The organism is Streptomyces sp. NPDC016851 (assembly GCF_055562795.1).
The window spans coordinates 79,371-93,133 of record NZ_JBVHEP010000009.1; the positions used below are offsets into that span (position 1 = coordinate 79,371).

The window sequence follows — 13,763 nt, forward strand, 5'->3', positions numbered from 1 at the left end:
TCAACTCCCTACGGTTATGCCTTTTGTCTGTTGCGCCGATTACCGACGACCATGGAAGCCAGGACGAGCAGCACGGCGACGACGAACATGGTCGTGCCGATGACATTGATCTGAACGGGCGTTCCGCGCTGCGCCGAGCCCCAGACGAACATGGGGAAGGTGACGGTCGAGCCGGCGTTGAAATTGGTGATGATGAAGTCGTCGAAGGAGAGGGCGAAAGCGAGCAGTGCGCCCGCCGCGATTCCGGGTGCCGCGATCGGCAGGGTGACTCGGACGAAGGTCTGGAACGGGCCCGCGTACAGGTCCCGCGCCGCCTCCTCCAGTTTGGGATCCATCGACATCACGCGCGCCTTGACGGCCGTGACCACGAAACTCAGGCAGAACATGATGTGCGCGATGAGGATCGTCCAGAAGCCCAGCTGGGCGCCCATGTTGAGGAACAGGGTGAGCAGCGAGGCGGCCATGACGACCTCGGGCATCGCCATCGGCAGGAAGATCAGCGAGTTCACGGCGCCGCGGGCGCGGAACCGGTAGCGGACCAGCGCGAAGGCGATGAGCGTGCCGAGGAGGGTGGCGCCGAGCGTCGCCCAGAACGCGATCTGGAGGCTGACCGACAGTGAGCCGCACAGATCGGAGACGCCACACGGGTCTTTCCAGGCGTCCAGGGAGAACTGCTGCCACTCGTAGTTGAAGCGCCCCTTCGGTTTGTTGAAGGAGAACACCGTGACGATGACGTTCGGCAGGAGCAGATAGCCGAGCGTCAGCAGTCCCGCGATGACGACGAGATTTCTTTTCAGCCAGTTGACGAAGGGCATTTAGACCAGATCCTCCGTCCCGGACCTGCGGATGTAGAGGGTGACCATGAGGAGGATGGCCGCCATGAGGATGAAGGAGAGCGCCGCGGCGGTCGGATAGTCGAGCACTCTCAGGAACTGCGTCTGGATGACGTTTCCGACCATGCGGGTGTCCGTGGAGCCGAGCAGGTCGGCGTTGACGTAGTCGCCGGTGGCCGGGATGAAGGTCAGCAGCGTGCCGGAGACGACACCCGGCATCGACAGCGGGAAGGTGACCTTGCGGAAGGTCGTCCAGGGGCGGGCGTACAGGTCACCGGCGGCCTCGTGGAGCCGGCCGTCGATGCGCTCCAGCGAGGTGTAGAGCGGCAGGATCATGAACGGCAGGAAGTTGTAGGTCAGGCCGCACACCACCGCGAGCGGCGTGGCGAGGACCCGGTCGCCGGCGGTCCAGCCGAGCCAGTTGGTCACGTCCAGGACGTGCAGCGTGTCGAGGGCGCCGACGAGCGGGCCGCCGTCCGCGAGGATCGTCTTCCAGGCCAGGGTGCGGATCAGGAAGCTGGTGAAGAACGGCGCGATCACCAGGATCATGATCAGGTTCCGCCAGCGGCCCGCGCGGAAGGCGATCAGATACGCGAGCGGGTAGCCGAGCAGGAGGCACAGGATCGTCGCGGTGCCCGCGTAGAGCACGGACCGGACGAACTGCGGCCAGTACGCGGACAGCGCGTCCCAGTACGTGGCGAAGTGCCAGGTGACCTTGTAGCCCTCCTCCAGGGAGCCCGTCTGCACGGACGTGGAGGCCTGGTAGATCATCGGCAGCGCGAAGAACACCAGCAGCCAGAGGATGCCGGGGAGCAGCAGCCAGTACGGCGTCCAGCGGCCCCTGCGCCTCGGGGGCTTCGGCTCGGGCGCTTCCGGCGCGAGCGGCGGTGGCGCCTCGGTGAGTGTCGACATCAGGCCGCCTCTTCCACTCCGGCGTCGGCGTCCTGATCCGCGTCCAGGCCGAAGGTGTGGGCCGGGTTCCAGTGCAGGACGACCTCGGCGCCGGGCACGAGCCGGGGGTCGCGGTCGATGTTCTGGGCGTAGACCTCGAAGTCGGAGCAGACAGGACTGTCGACGACGTACTGCGTCGAGACGCCGATGAAGCTGGAGTCGGCGATCCGGCCGGTGATGCGGTTGCGGCCGTCGGGTATCTCGCCGGCGTCGTCCGCGTGGGTGAGGGAGATCTTCTCCGGGCGGACACCGACCAGCACCTTGCCGCCGGTGGCCGCGGGGGCGGAACATCGCGCCTCGGGCAGGACGAGCTTGCCGCCGCCCGCCTTCAGCACGATCTCCTCGCCGCTCCTGGAGTCGACCTCGGCCTCGATGAAGTTGGAGGTGCCGAGGAAGTTGGCGACGAAGGTGGTGCGCGGGTTCTCGTAGAGGTCGGCCGGTGAGCCGAGCTGCTCGACGCGGCCCGCGTTCATCACGGCGACCGTGTCGGCCATGGTCATGGCCTCCTCCTGGTCGTGCGTGACGTGGATGAAGGTGATGCCGACCTCGGTCTGGATGCGCTTGAGCTCCAGCTGCATCTGGCGGCGCAGCTTCAGGTCGAGGGCGCCGAGCGGCTCGTCGAGGAGCAGCACCTTGGGGTGGTTGATCAGCGCGCGGGCCACGGCGACGCGCTGCTGCTGGCCGCCGGAGAGCTGGTGCGGCTTCTTGCGGGCCTGCTCGCCGAGCTGGACCAGGTCGAGCATCTCCTCGACCTGCTTCTTCACCGATCTCAGGCCGCGCCGGCGCAGGCCGAAGGCGACGTTCTCGAAGATGTCGAGGTGCGGGAAGAGGGCGTAGGACTGGAAGACCGTGTTCACGGGCCGCTTGTACGGCGGGAGCGCGGTCACGTCCTGGCCGCCCAGCGAGACGGTGCCGGCGGAAGGTTCCTCCAGGCCGGCGATCATGCGCAGGGTGGTGGTCTTGCCGCAGCCGGAGGCGCCGAGCAGGGCGAAGAAGGAGCCCTGCGGCACGGTCAGGTCGAGCGGATGGACGGCGGTGAAGGCGCCGTAGGTCTTGGATATGCCCGTCAGGCGGACGTCGCCGGTGGGGTCTGTCTTGTTCGTCATCTGGATCACGCCCCCGTCAGCTTCGCGAACTTCTCTTCGAACTCGGTCTCTTCCTTCGAGCTCAGCGAGCGGAAGGCGTGCGACTTGGCGGCCATGGCCTTGTCGGGGATGATCAGCGGGTTGTTCGCCGCGTCCTCGTCGATCTTCCCCAGTTCGGCCTTCACGCCGTCGACGGGGCACACGTAGTTGATGTACCCGGCGAGTTCGGCGGCCGGCTTCGGCTCGTAGTAGAAGTCGATGAGCCGCTCGGCGTTCGTCTTGTGCCGGGCCTTGTTGGGGATCAGCAGGTTGTCGGTCGACGTCATGTAGCCGCTGTCCGGGATGAGGAAGTCGATGTCGGGGCTGTCCGCCTTGAGCTGGACGACGTCACCGGCCCAGGCGACGCAGGCCGCGAAGTCGCCGCTGGTCAGGTCCGAGGTGTAGTCGTTGCCGGTGAAGCGGCGGATCTGGCCCTTGTCCACAGCCTTCTGGAGCCGGGCGATGGCCGCGTCGTAGTCGTCGGCGGTGAAGTCGGCCGGGTCCTTGCCCATGTCGAGCAGCGTCATGCCGACGCTGTCGCGCATCTCCGACAGGAAGCCGACCCGCCCCTTGAGCTTGGGGTTGTCGAGCAGGTCCGATATCGACTTCACCTCGACGCCGTCGAGGGCCTTCTTGTTGTACGCGATGACGGTCGAGATGCCCTGCCAGACGTAGGAGTAGGCGCGGCCCGGGTCCCAGTCGGGGCTGCGGAACTGGGCCGACAGGTTGGCGTAGGCGTGCGGCAGGTTGCTCGGGTCGAGCTTCTGCACCCAGCCCAGGCGGATGAGGCGGCCGGCCAGCCAGTCGGTGAGGACGATCAGGTCCCGCCCGGTGTCCTGGCCTGCGGCGAGCTGCGGCTTGATCTTGCCGAAGAACTCGTTGTTGTCGTTGATGTCCTCGGTGTACTTGACCTTGACGCCGGTGCGTTTCGTGAACTGCTCCAGCGTCGGGTGGTGCTTGCCGCTGTCGTCGACGTCCATGTACTCGGTCCAGTTGGAGAAGCTCACGGTCTTCTCCTTGGCCGAGCGGTCCTCGGCCGGGACGCCGCCCTGCGACTGACCGGCCGCCGGGATGCCGCAGGCGCTCAGCGTCCCGAGTCCGCCGGCCGCCAGCGCCCCGCCCGCGGAGGCGCGCAGCAGCGACCGCCGGGTGAGGGCGGCCCTGCCGTTCCTGAAACTGCGCCGCATGGCGGCCACTTGGGCCGCGGACAGGCGGTCGGGCTCGTACTGCTCCATGCGCGTGGTGCCCTTTCGGAGGGTGGACGGCCGTTGGTCAGGCGGCCTGCAGACGACTATCGATCCCCGAAGACGGTGCGGTGCCAGTCCTTGGCTGCCACCGCGGTGTTGTCGAACATGACGTGTTTGATCTGGGTGTACTCCTCGAACGAGTACGCGGACATGTCCTTGCCGTAGCCGGAGGACTTGTGGCCGCCGTGCGGCATCTCGCTGATGATCGGGATGTGGTCGTTGACCCACACACAGCCCGCCTTGATCTCGCGCGTGGCCCGGTTGGCCCGGTACACGTCCCGGCTCCAGGCGGAGGCGGCGAGCCCGTACGGGGTGTCGTTGGCGAGCGCGATGCCCTCGTCGTCGGTGTCGAAGGGCAGCACGACCAGGACCGGCCCGAAGATCTCCGACTGGACGACCTCGCTGTCCTGGGCGGCGTCGGCGATGAGGGTGGGCCGGTAGTAGGCGCCCTTGGCGAGCTCGCCCTCCGGTGCTTCGCCGCCGGTCACCACGCGCGCGTAGGCACGCGCCCGGTCGACGAAACCGGCGACCCGGTCGCGCTGGACGTGCGAGATGAGCGGGCCGAGGTCCGTACCGGCGGCGAAGGGGTCGCCGAGCCGGACGGTCTCCATGAGCGCCGCCGTCCGCTCCACGAAGGCGTCGTACAGCGGTCGCTGCACGTACGCGCGCGTGGCGGCCGTGCAGTCCTGCCCGGTGTTGATGAGTGCGCCGGCGACCGCGCCGTGGGCGGCGGCCTCCAGGTCGGCGTCGTCGAAGACCACGAAGGGCGCCTTGCCGCCGAGCTCCAGGTGGAGACGCTTGACGGTGGCGGTGGCGATCTCGGCGACGCGCTTGCCGACGGCGGTGGAGCCGGTGAAGGAGGTCATGGCCACGTCGGGGTGGCCGACGAGGTGCTCACCGGCCTCCCTGCCGGTGCCGGTGACGATGTTGATCACGCCGTCCGGGATCCCGGCGTCCGTGGCCGCCTGGGCGAAGAGCAGCGAGGTCAGCGGGGTGAGCTCGGCGGGCTTCAGGACGATGGTGTTGCCCGCCGCGATCGCCGGAAGGACCTTCCAGGCGGCCATCTGGAGGGGGTAGTTCCAGGGTGCGATCGAGCCGACGACACCGATGGGCTCGCGCCGGATGTATGAGGTGTGGTCCCCGGAGTACTCGCCGGCGGACTGGCCCTGGAGCAGCCGCGCGGCACCGGCGAAGAAGGCGGTGCTGTCGATCGTCCCCGGGACGTCGAACTCGCGGCTCAGCTTCAGCGGCTTGCCGCACTGGAGCGACTCGGCGCGGGCGAAGTCCTCGGCGCGGTCGGCCAGGACCGCGGCGAACCGGTGCAGGGCGTCGGAACGCTCGCCCGGCGTGGCTCCCGACCAGCCCGGGAAGGCCTCGCGCGCGGCTGCGACGGCCCGGTCGACGTCGGCCGTGCCCGCCAGTTCGTAGCGGAGCACCTCCTCGCCCGACGCCGGGTCGACGACCGCGTGCGTGCGGCCGGAGGTGCCCCTGGTCAGGCGCCCGGCGATGTACTGCGTACCCTCCGCGAAGCGCTCCTCGGCCGGGAATCGGTCCGCGGTGGCGTTGCCCGGGTTGTGCATGTCGCTCTCCTCCGTGTCCCCGTGGTGGGGCCGGCGTGGCTCAGGCTCGATTTGAGTGCCGATCCTGACAGAGGGATGGCATGCCAACAAGGGATTCCGTTGTTGATTTTTGGTTACGCGACGGAATCTGTCGACCAGGTGTCGAGCTGGCCGTGCCGAGGCAGGACGGTGTGTCAGTGGTGCGTGCCAGACTCGCGTGCATGGAGGAGATCACGGGGGCGGTCCGTTCCCGGGACGCCCTCATCGGGGCGGTCCGCAACGGGAGAAGGATCACGTATCTGCATTTCTGGGGGCACCGGCCGCGCCCGGACGGCCGGATCGGGGCGAGCTGTCTGAGCCAGTGGTGGCCGGCGCCGTTCACGGTGGACGGCGTGGCGTACGCGACGGCCGAGCACTGGATGATGGCGGGCAAGGCCCGGCTCTTCGAGGACGCGGCGGCGGAGCATGCCGTGCTCGCCGCCGGCCATCCTGCCGAGGCGAAGAAAGCCGGGCGGCTGGTGCGCGGCTTCGACGAGGCGATATGGCGCCGGGAGCGGTTCCGGATCGTCGTGGAGGGCAGCGTCCACAAGTTCGGCGCGCATCCGGAGCTGCGGGAGTTTCTGCTGGGCACGGGTGATCAGGTGCTGGTCGAGGCGAGTCCGGTGGACCGCGTGTGGGGCATCGGGCTGGCCGCGGACGACGAGGCGGCGGCGGATCCGGAGCGGTGGCGGGGGCCGAACCTGCTGGGCTTCGCGCTGATGGAGGCGCGGGAGCGGCTCAGTCGGGCATGAGTGAGGGGCCGGCCCAGGGACCGGCCCCCGTCTCGGGCCTTCGTTCAGGAAGCCGCGCCGAGCCCGCCCATGATGCTGGCGAAGAGCAGGAAGCCCAGCAGCGGCAGGATCACGGTGGCGATGATGCCGCAGACCAGACCGGCGGTCGCCGCACCCTTGTTGGTGGCCTCACCACGGGTGGCCCTGCCCCGGCCGATGGCGCCGAAGATGATCGCCAGGATGCCCAGGATCACGCCGAAGAACCACAGAATGAAGGTCACGCTGCACACCACGCCGATGATGCCCAGCACCAGACCCGTGGTTCCCATGCCGTTGCTCGGCTGCGCGGGCATCGCGTAGCCGGGAGCCTGGGGGTAGCCCGCCGGGGGCACGGCCGGGTAACCGGGAGTGCCCTGGGGGTAGCCGTAGCCGGGGCCGCCCTGCTGCGGATAGCCGTACCCGGGGGGCGGCTGCTGCGGCTGCTGCGGTGGCTGGGACGGCGGACCGAACCCACCGGGCGTGGGGTTGGTGTTGGACATGGACGATCTCCCCTCCGTTGTCAGACCAGGGAATCGTAGTGGCCGAATCCGCCGCGCAGTACGGCAGTTTCAGTGGTGGGACGCGGCGGTGGCGACCGGGGCGTGCGCGCCGTAGTACGGGTCGTCGTACGGCTCGTCGCTGTTGATCGCGGCCGTGATGCCGACGGCTATCAGGACGATCACCGCGATGCCGAGGATGATCCCGATGATGCCCATGATCAGACCCGCCTGCGCCTGACCGTGGTTGGTGGCCACTCCGGCCTCGGCGCGCTTGCGGCCCTTGATGCCGAAGACGACGGCGAGGATGCCGGTGACCAGGGAGACCACGCCGTACAGGCAGAAGAGCGTGCAGGAGACGATGCCCAGCACCATCGCGGCGATGCCCATGCCGTTCTGGGGGGCCGCGGGCATGCCCGGCCAGCCGTAGCCTGCCTGGGGGTACCCGCCTCCCTGCGGATAGCCGGGGTAGCCGTACCCGCCGGGGGCGACGGGTGGGGGCGGGACAGCGCCGGAGCTTTGCGTGTCGTACTGGGGCGTGCCGGCGGGTGGGGTGAAACCCGCGCTCGGCATCGAGGTGACCGTGGCCTGGTCGTGCACGGACGGCGACCCGGACGGCGACTGCGGCGTCTGGTTCTTGTCGAGCGAGGTCTTGTTCTCCGGGGGCGCCCACGGGTCGTGGCCGCCGCCTCCGCCGGGCTGCGTCGGGTCCGTCATGGTGCATCCCCCCTGGGTCGATCGTGCCGCCATGCTACGGGGCGCCTGCGAAGCGCCACAGTGCGGGTGCGTGGGGGTTGTTCGCGCCCACGCGGCGGAGCCGCACATCGATACAGCCCCGCGCCCCTGAAGGGACGCTGTGCCCACGGCATACGATGACTCCGAGTCATCGATCAGCCGATCACCCGCGTCCCTCCCGCTGCGTGCCGAAAGGGACGCCGTTCCGGGGAGGAACCTTGACCCAGCACCTTGTCGACCCTCGCGCCCCACGCGACCTCGCGGCCTTCGTCGCCGGACTGCCCAAGGCCGAACTGCATGTGCACCACGTGGGCTCCGCCTCCCCCCGGATCGTGTCCGAACTGGCCGCTCGGCACCCCGACTCGAAGGTCCCGACCGATCCCGCCGCCCTGGTCGACTACTTCTCGTTCACCGACTTCGCCCACTTCATCGAGGTGTACCTGTCGGTCGTCGACCTGATCCGCACCCCGGAGGACGTCCGGCTGCTGACCTTCGAGGTGGCCCGTGACCTGGCCCGGCAGCAGGTGCGGTACGCCGAGCTGACCATCACCCCGTTCTCCTCCACCCGCCGCGGCATCGACGAGCGCGCCTTCATGGACGCGATCGAGGACGCCCGCAAGGCCGCCGAGGCCGATTTCGGGACCGTGCTGCGCTGGTGCTTCGACATCCCCGGCGAGGCCGGGCTCGAAGCCGCCGAGGAGACGACCCGGCTCGCCACCGACGACCGGCTGCGCCCGGAGGGCCTGGTCTCCTTCGGTCTGGGCGGTCCCGAAGTCGGCGTGCCGCGTCCGCAGTTCAAGCCGTACTTCGACCGGGCCATCGCCGCCGGGCTGCACTCCGTACCGCACGCCGGCGAGACCACCGGCCCCGAGACGGTGTGGGACGCCCTCACGCATCTGCGGGCCGAGCGCATCGGGCACGGCACCAGCTCCGCGCAGGACCCGAAGCTGCTGGCGCACCTCGCCGAGCACCGGATCCCGCTGGAGGTGTGCCCGACCTCCAACATCGCCACGCGCGCGGTCCGCACCCTCGACGAGCACCCGATCAAGGAGTTCACCGAGGCCGGGGTCATCGTCACGATCAACTCCGACGACCCGCCGATGTTCGGCACCGACCTCGACAACGAGTACGCGGTCGCCGCCCGGCTGCTCGACCTCGACGAGCGGGGCCTGGCCGACCTGGCGAAGAACGCCGTGGAGGCCTCCTTCCTGGACGCGGCCGGCAAGGCCAGGATCAACGAGGAGATCGACACGTACACCGCGGGATGGCTCGACCGGTGACGTCCTCCCCCAGGCATCCCAAGCACCCCAAGCACCCCAAGCACCCCGAGCACCCGGGACACCCCGGGCCTGCCGGGCGGCGCGTGACCGCCGTGGCCCACCGGGGCGACCCCTACCGCCACCGCGAGAACACCGTCGCCTCGCTGCGTTCCGCGCTCGACCGGGGCGCGGACGCGGTGGAGATCGACGTACGGCTCACCCGGGACGGCGTGCCGGTGCTGCTGCACGACGACACGCTGAAGCGGCTCTGGGAGCTGGAGCGGCCGGTGCTCGCGCTGTCCTGGGAGGAGGTGCGCGGGCTGACCGGCGGCGGGGTCCCCACCCTGACGGACGCGCTGGCCGCGACCGACGGCCACCGGGTGATGATCGACCTGCCCGGCTCGCCCGACGTACGGGCGGTGCGGCGGGTGACGGACGCCGTACGGGAGGCCGGGGCGGCGGACCGCGTCTACTACTGCGCGGGCGCCGACGCCATGCTCGCCGTGCGCACGGCGGACCCGGCCGCCGAGATCGCCCTCACCTGGACGAGTCTGGCCCCGCCCCGGCCCGTCCTGCTGGAGGCGATCCGCCCGCGCTGGCTGAACTACCGTTTCGGCCTGGTGGACCGGCCCCTCGCCGAGCGGGTCCACCGCGACGGCTACCTGCTCTCCGTCTGGACTCCCGACACACGGCGCTCCATGCGGCGGCTGCTGCACGCGGGAGTGGACTCGATCACGACCAACCGCATCGACGTGCTGTGCGCTACACGCGCGAGCGCTGCGGGACCGTCGCGGGATCGGCCGGGGTCGCCCGCGTGACGTACTGCGGCACCGGCGCGCTGTCCGTGCCGGTGTCGCGGACGAGGCCGTAGCGGATCGCGCCCTGGGCGGGGCCCGTGTTGACGTCCTTGTCCACGGCCGCCCAGTCGGACGGGAAGACGGCGATGCCGTAGTCGCAGCCGCGTTCGTTCTGGGTGAGGGTGACGGTGCCGTCGACGTAGAAGTACTCGTTCTGCCACATCTGCTGGGTGCCGGGCGGCAGCACGGCGTATCCGATGTCCGGGCCGCCCATACCGGTGACGTAGCCGTTCGCGGCGCCGGGCAGCGGGTCGTCCATGCGGCGCGAGCCGCCGGAGGCCACGTGGAAGAGCTTGCCCTTCAGGCCGGTCCAGGTCGGCATGACCACCCCGCCCGGCCGGGCGTGCGGCGAGATCTGCCAGCGGACCTGGACATAGCCCCGGCCGCTCAGTGTCACGCTGTCGCCACGGTGTTGCATGACGGCCTTCGGGCCGCCGGTGCTGGTGACGCCGGACTCGGGGCGGCGGGGCAGGGCGGCGGGACGGGTGTCCGGGTCGGGGGCGCGGTCGACGGCGTCGACGACCGTGCCGTACAGGTCGGCCTTCTTCGTCGCCGTCGGGGAGGGCGGTGGGGTGGGGCTGGGCACGGCGGAGGGCGGCGGTGCGGACGTGGCCGTGGCCGTGGGGGTGACCGCGGCCCGGGGCGGCGGGGCGTGAGGCGGCTGGGTGACGACGTACGCGCCGCCCGCGACGATCGTCGCGCCGGCGGTCATCGCGACGGCCGGTTTGGTGAGCGCGCCCAGCAGCTTGGCGGACCACCCGACGGAGGTGGCGGCCACGGCCGTCTTGCCGCCGAAGGCGAGGGACAGCGTGAACCCGACGGGCAGCGGGACGAGCGCGATGCCGACCAGGAGGCGTTCCGCCGGTACGACCGTCTCGCGGGTGTCGCCGCAGTAGCCGCAGCCGCGGATGTGCCGGGCCAGCCGCTTGCGCCACACCGAGTCGGGCCGGCCGTCCCAGCGGCCGGTCAGCTCGCGCAGGCCGGGGCAGGCGCCATCCAGGGCGCGGACGATGCCGCGCGAGGTCTCCAGGCGCTCCTTCATCCGCTGGACGCGCACGGCGGCGTGCTGCCGGGTGATGCCGACGGCCGCGGCCAGTTCGCGCCGTGTCAGTTCTCCCGCGACCTCCAGCCACCACAGCGACAGCAGTTCCCGGTCCTCGTCGTCGAGCCACCGCACGGCCTCGGAGACCTCGCGCCGCTGCCCCTCCAGCTGGAGCCGCAGCACGGTCAGTTCGGCGAAGTCGGAGGCCGGAGCCTCCTCCAGCCGCTCCGGGGTGCGGCGCCGGGCCCGGTCGCGTATCTGGCGCATGGCGATCGCCACCAGCCAGGACCGGAAGCTGTCCGGGTCGCGCAGCGAACCGAGGTGGTCGACCGCGCGCAGCATCGTCTCCTGGACGACGTCGTCGACGTCCGCGTGGCCGTTCAGGGCCCGGCCCACGATGTTGTAGACCAGCGGCAGCCAGCCCGCGACCAGTTCGTCCAGCGCCTGCCGGTCGCCGGCCTGCGCCGCCGTGATGACGGCGCGCCAGTGCTGACTGTCCACGGTGGCCTCTCGCCGGCTGAGATCAGTACTTTTCCGCACGCACCCTCTCAGGCAGGACGGGGGTCTTGGCTATGTGGGGGATCACATGCGGGGAGACGGCGTGAAGGTTCTCGGGATAACAGTTTTTCTCAGTCGCCGAACGCCGGGGCGGCGGACGCCGGCGTCGCGGCCGCCGGGGCGGTCAGCGCCTCCAGCCGCTTGATCCGCTGACGTACGACGTACAGCGGGATCACCCCGAGCACTCCGAAGGCCATGTCGATCACCGACCACCAGAAGGGGATCTGGCGGATCGGTCCGCAGATCAGGGCGAGCGGGATGACCCCCGCGCAGGCGATCATCCCGAACTCGACGACCCAGATGTTGCGGACCGGGTCGCGGTAGGGCCCGTAGAAGGCGACCGCGATCACCAGGTGCGCGAAGGCCAGCCAGTCCGTGCCGTAGAGGAGGAAGGGGTACTCGGCGTCGGCCTCGTCGAGCCCGGCCCGGACCCGCTCGATCCAGTCCGTCAGCCCGGGCAGGTGGTCGCCCACGGACAGCGCGTGCAGCAGATCCTCGGTCCAGCGCAGTTCGTGTACGAGGGGAAAGGCCGTGGCGCCGCTGAGCACCAGGCACACGACGAAGAAGACCAGCCACGCACGGATGCCCTTCAGCAGGGCGGCTCTGTCGCTCATGGCGGCACTCTACGCCCATGTTGAACATGTTCAAAAACAGTTCCGCGGGCAGACGAACGGCCCCGGGCGGCATCAGAGCCCGGGGCCGTCAGAACTGAACGGAGTGACTACGCGTCCAGCGACGTCATCACGTGCTTGATCCGCGTGTAGTCGTCGAAGCCGTACCCCGACAGGTCCTTGCCGTAGCCGGACTTCTTGAAGCCGCCGTGCGGCATCTCGGCGACCAGCGGGATGTGCGTGTTGATCCAGACGCAGCCGAAGTCGAGCTTCTTGGACATCCGCATGGCGCGGCCGTGGTCCTTGGTCCACACGGAGGAGGCGAGCGCGTACTCGACGCCGTTGGCCCACTCCACCGCCTGGTCCTCGTCGCGGAAGGACTGCACGGTGATGACCGGGCCGAAGACCTCCTTCTGGATGATCTCGTCGTCCTGCTTCAGGCCCGAGACGACGGTCGGCGCGTAGAAGTAGCCCTTGTCGCCGACCCGCTTGCCGCCGGCCTCCACGCGCGCGTGCGCGGGCAGCCGCTCGATGAAGCCCTCGACCTGCTTGAGCTGGTTGGGATTGTTGAGCGGGCCGAACAGCACGTCCTCGTCGTCCGGCTGCCCGGTCTTCGTCTCGGACGCGGCCTTCGACAGCGCGGAGACGAACTCGTCGTGGATGGACTCGTGGACCAGGACGCGCGTGGCGGCCGTGCAGTCCTGGCCGGCGTTGAAGTAGCCCGCGACCGAGATGTCCTCGACGGCCTTGGCGATGTCGGTGTCCTCGAAGACCACGACCGGCGCCTTGCCGCCCAGCTCCAGGTGGACGCGCTTGACGTCCTTGGCCGCGGACTCGGCGACCTGCATGCCGGCCCGTACGGAACCGGTGATGGAGGCCATCGCCGGGATCTCGTGCTCGACCATCAGGCGGCCGGTCTCGCGGTCGCCGCAGATGACGTTGAAGACGCCCTTCGGCAGGATCCCGCCGAGGATCTCCGCCATCAGCACCGTGGACGCGGGGGTGGTGTCGGACGGCTTCAGCACGACCGTGTTGCCCGCCGCGATCGCTGGGGCGAACTTCCACACGGCCATCATCATCGGGTAGTTCCACGGCGCGACCTGCGCGCAGACGCCGACCGGCTCGCGGCGCACGATGGAGGTCAGGCCCTCCATGTACTCACCGGCCGAGCGGCCCTCGAGCATCCGCGCAGCACCCGCGAAGAAGCGGATCTGGTCGACCATCGGCGGGATCTCCTCGGAGCGGGTCAGCCCGACCGGCTTGCCCGTGTTCTCCACCTCGGCCGCGATCAGTTCCTCGGCGCGCTCCTCGAAGGCGTCCGCGATCTTCAGCAGGGCCTTCTGGCGCTCGGCGGGCGTGGTGTCGCGCCAGCCGGGGAAGGCCTCGGCGGCCGCCGCCATCGCGGCGTCCACGTCCGCCTGCCCGGACAGCGGAGCGGTCGCGTACGCCTCGCCCGTCGCGGGATTGACCACCTGGGTGGTCCGTCCGTCGGCGGCGTCCCGGAACTCACCGCCGATGTAGTTGCGCAGACGACGCAGCTCGGTGCTCACTGCCGGCCCTCCAGTTCGGATGTCCAGTACTTGAGACACCCACCCTAGTCGGCCGCTCCACGTTTTCAACACCCCCGCTCCCTTCGATCGTGCGGAATCCGCAGATGTGAGCTACGCAAACAACGGATTTC

The 13,763-nt window shown here is 70.0% G+C and carries 13 protein-coding genes; 3 read left to right on the forward strand and 10 right to left on the reverse strand.

Annotated features, from left to right (window positions below; genetic code table 11):
• Positions 1-14: 14 nt before the first annotated feature.
• Genes ACZ3I3_RS16345 through ACZ3I3_RS16365 form a run of 5 tightly spaced genes read right to left on the reverse strand, consistent with a single transcriptional unit; the run spans position 15 to position 5,735 of the window.
• A complete protein-coding gene (locus ACZ3I3_RS16345) occupies positions 15-815 on the reverse strand; it encodes an ABC transporter permease (RefSeq protein ID WP_467365611.1) in 801 nt (266 codons plus the stop codon).
• Entirely contained in the window at positions 816-1,745 is a 930-nt protein-coding gene (locus ACZ3I3_RS16350) for an ABC transporter permease (RefSeq protein WP_467365613.1), read from the reverse strand.
• Positions 1,745-2,890 carry an ABC transporter ATP-binding protein gene (locus tag ACZ3I3_RS16355; protein ID WP_467365615.1) on the reverse strand — a complete coding sequence of 382 codons (1,146 nt, stop codon included), beginning with the start codon at positions 2,888-2,890 and terminating at the stop codon, positions 1,745-1,747. The genes ACZ3I3_RS16350 and ACZ3I3_RS16355 overlap by 1 nt, the downstream gene beginning before the upstream one ends.
• A gap of 5 nt (positions 2,891-2,895) precedes the next feature.
• Positions 2,896-4,143 (reverse strand): polyamine ABC transporter substrate-binding protein, encoded by a 1,248-nt coding sequence (locus tag ACZ3I3_RS16360; protein ID WP_467365617.1) that lies wholly within the window; start codon positions 4,141-4,143, stop codon positions 2,896-2,898.
• 56 nt (positions 4,144-4,199) lie between these two features.
• On the reverse strand, positions 4,200-5,735 hold the full coding sequence (locus ACZ3I3_RS16365) for a gamma-aminobutyraldehyde dehydrogenase (RefSeq protein WP_467365619.1): 1,536 nt from the start codon (positions 5,733-5,735) through the stop codon (positions 4,200-4,202).
• 200 nt (positions 5,736-5,935) lie between these two features.
• Between ACZ3I3_RS16365 and ACZ3I3_RS16370 the strand changes: the two genes are divergently transcribed.
• Positions 5,936-6,505: an NADAR family protein gene (locus tag ACZ3I3_RS16370; RefSeq protein ID WP_467365621.1), complete on the forward strand. Its 570-nt coding sequence runs from the start codon at positions 5,936-5,938 to the stop codon at positions 6,503-6,505.
• A gap of 44 nt (positions 6,506-6,549) precedes the next feature.
• On the opposite strand, the gene ACZ3I3_RS16375 is transcribed toward ACZ3I3_RS16370, so the two are convergent.
• Positions 6,550-7,023, reverse strand: a complete 474-nt coding sequence (locus tag ACZ3I3_RS16375) for a DUF4190 domain-containing protein (protein WP_467365623.1) — start codon at positions 7,021-7,023, stop codon at positions 6,550-6,552.
• A gap of 69 nt (positions 7,024-7,092) precedes the next feature.
• A complete protein-coding gene (locus ACZ3I3_RS16380; protein WP_467365625.1) occupies positions 7,093-7,737 on the reverse strand; it encodes a DUF4190 domain-containing protein in 645 nt (214 codons plus the stop codon).
• A 236-nt stretch (positions 7,738-7,973) separates the two neighbouring features.
• Here ACZ3I3_RS16380 and ACZ3I3_RS16385 point away from each other — a divergent pair, with 236 nt between their 5' ends.
• Together ACZ3I3_RS16385 and ACZ3I3_RS16390 are read left to right on the forward strand one after the other, a co-directional pair.
• Positions 7,974-9,035 (forward strand): adenosine deaminase, encoded by a 1,062-nt coding sequence (locus ACZ3I3_RS16385; RefSeq protein ID WP_467365627.1) that lies wholly within the window; start codon positions 7,974-7,976, stop codon positions 9,033-9,035.
• A 92-nt stretch (positions 9,036-9,127) separates the two neighbouring features.
• Positions 9,128-9,832 carry a glycerophosphodiester phosphodiesterase gene (locus tag ACZ3I3_RS16390; RefSeq protein WP_467365945.1) on the forward strand — a complete coding sequence of 235 codons (705 nt, stop codon included), beginning with the start codon at positions 9,128-9,130 and terminating at the stop codon, positions 9,830-9,832.
• Here the strand turns inward: ACZ3I3_RS16390 and ACZ3I3_RS16395 are convergent.
• The 3 genes from ACZ3I3_RS16395 to ACZ3I3_RS16405 form a co-directional block, all read right to left on the reverse strand.
• A complete protein-coding gene (locus tag ACZ3I3_RS16395) occupies positions 9,777-11,414 on the reverse strand; it encodes an RNA polymerase sigma factor (RefSeq protein ID WP_467365629.1) in 1,638 nt (545 codons plus the stop codon). The two genes, ACZ3I3_RS16390 and ACZ3I3_RS16395, sit on opposite strands and share 56 nt — an antisense overlap.
• Before the next feature lie 128 nt (positions 11,415-11,542).
• Positions 11,543-12,085 (reverse strand): hypothetical protein, encoded by a 543-nt coding sequence (locus ACZ3I3_RS16400; RefSeq protein WP_467365631.1) that lies wholly within the window; start codon positions 12,083-12,085, stop codon positions 11,543-11,545.
• A gap of 107 nt (positions 12,086-12,192) precedes the next feature.
• On the reverse strand, positions 12,193-13,632 hold the full coding sequence (locus ACZ3I3_RS16405) for a gamma-aminobutyraldehyde dehydrogenase (protein ID WP_467365633.1): 1,440 nt from the start codon (positions 13,630-13,632) through the stop codon (positions 12,193-12,195).
• Positions 13,633-13,763: the final 131 nt, after the last annotated feature.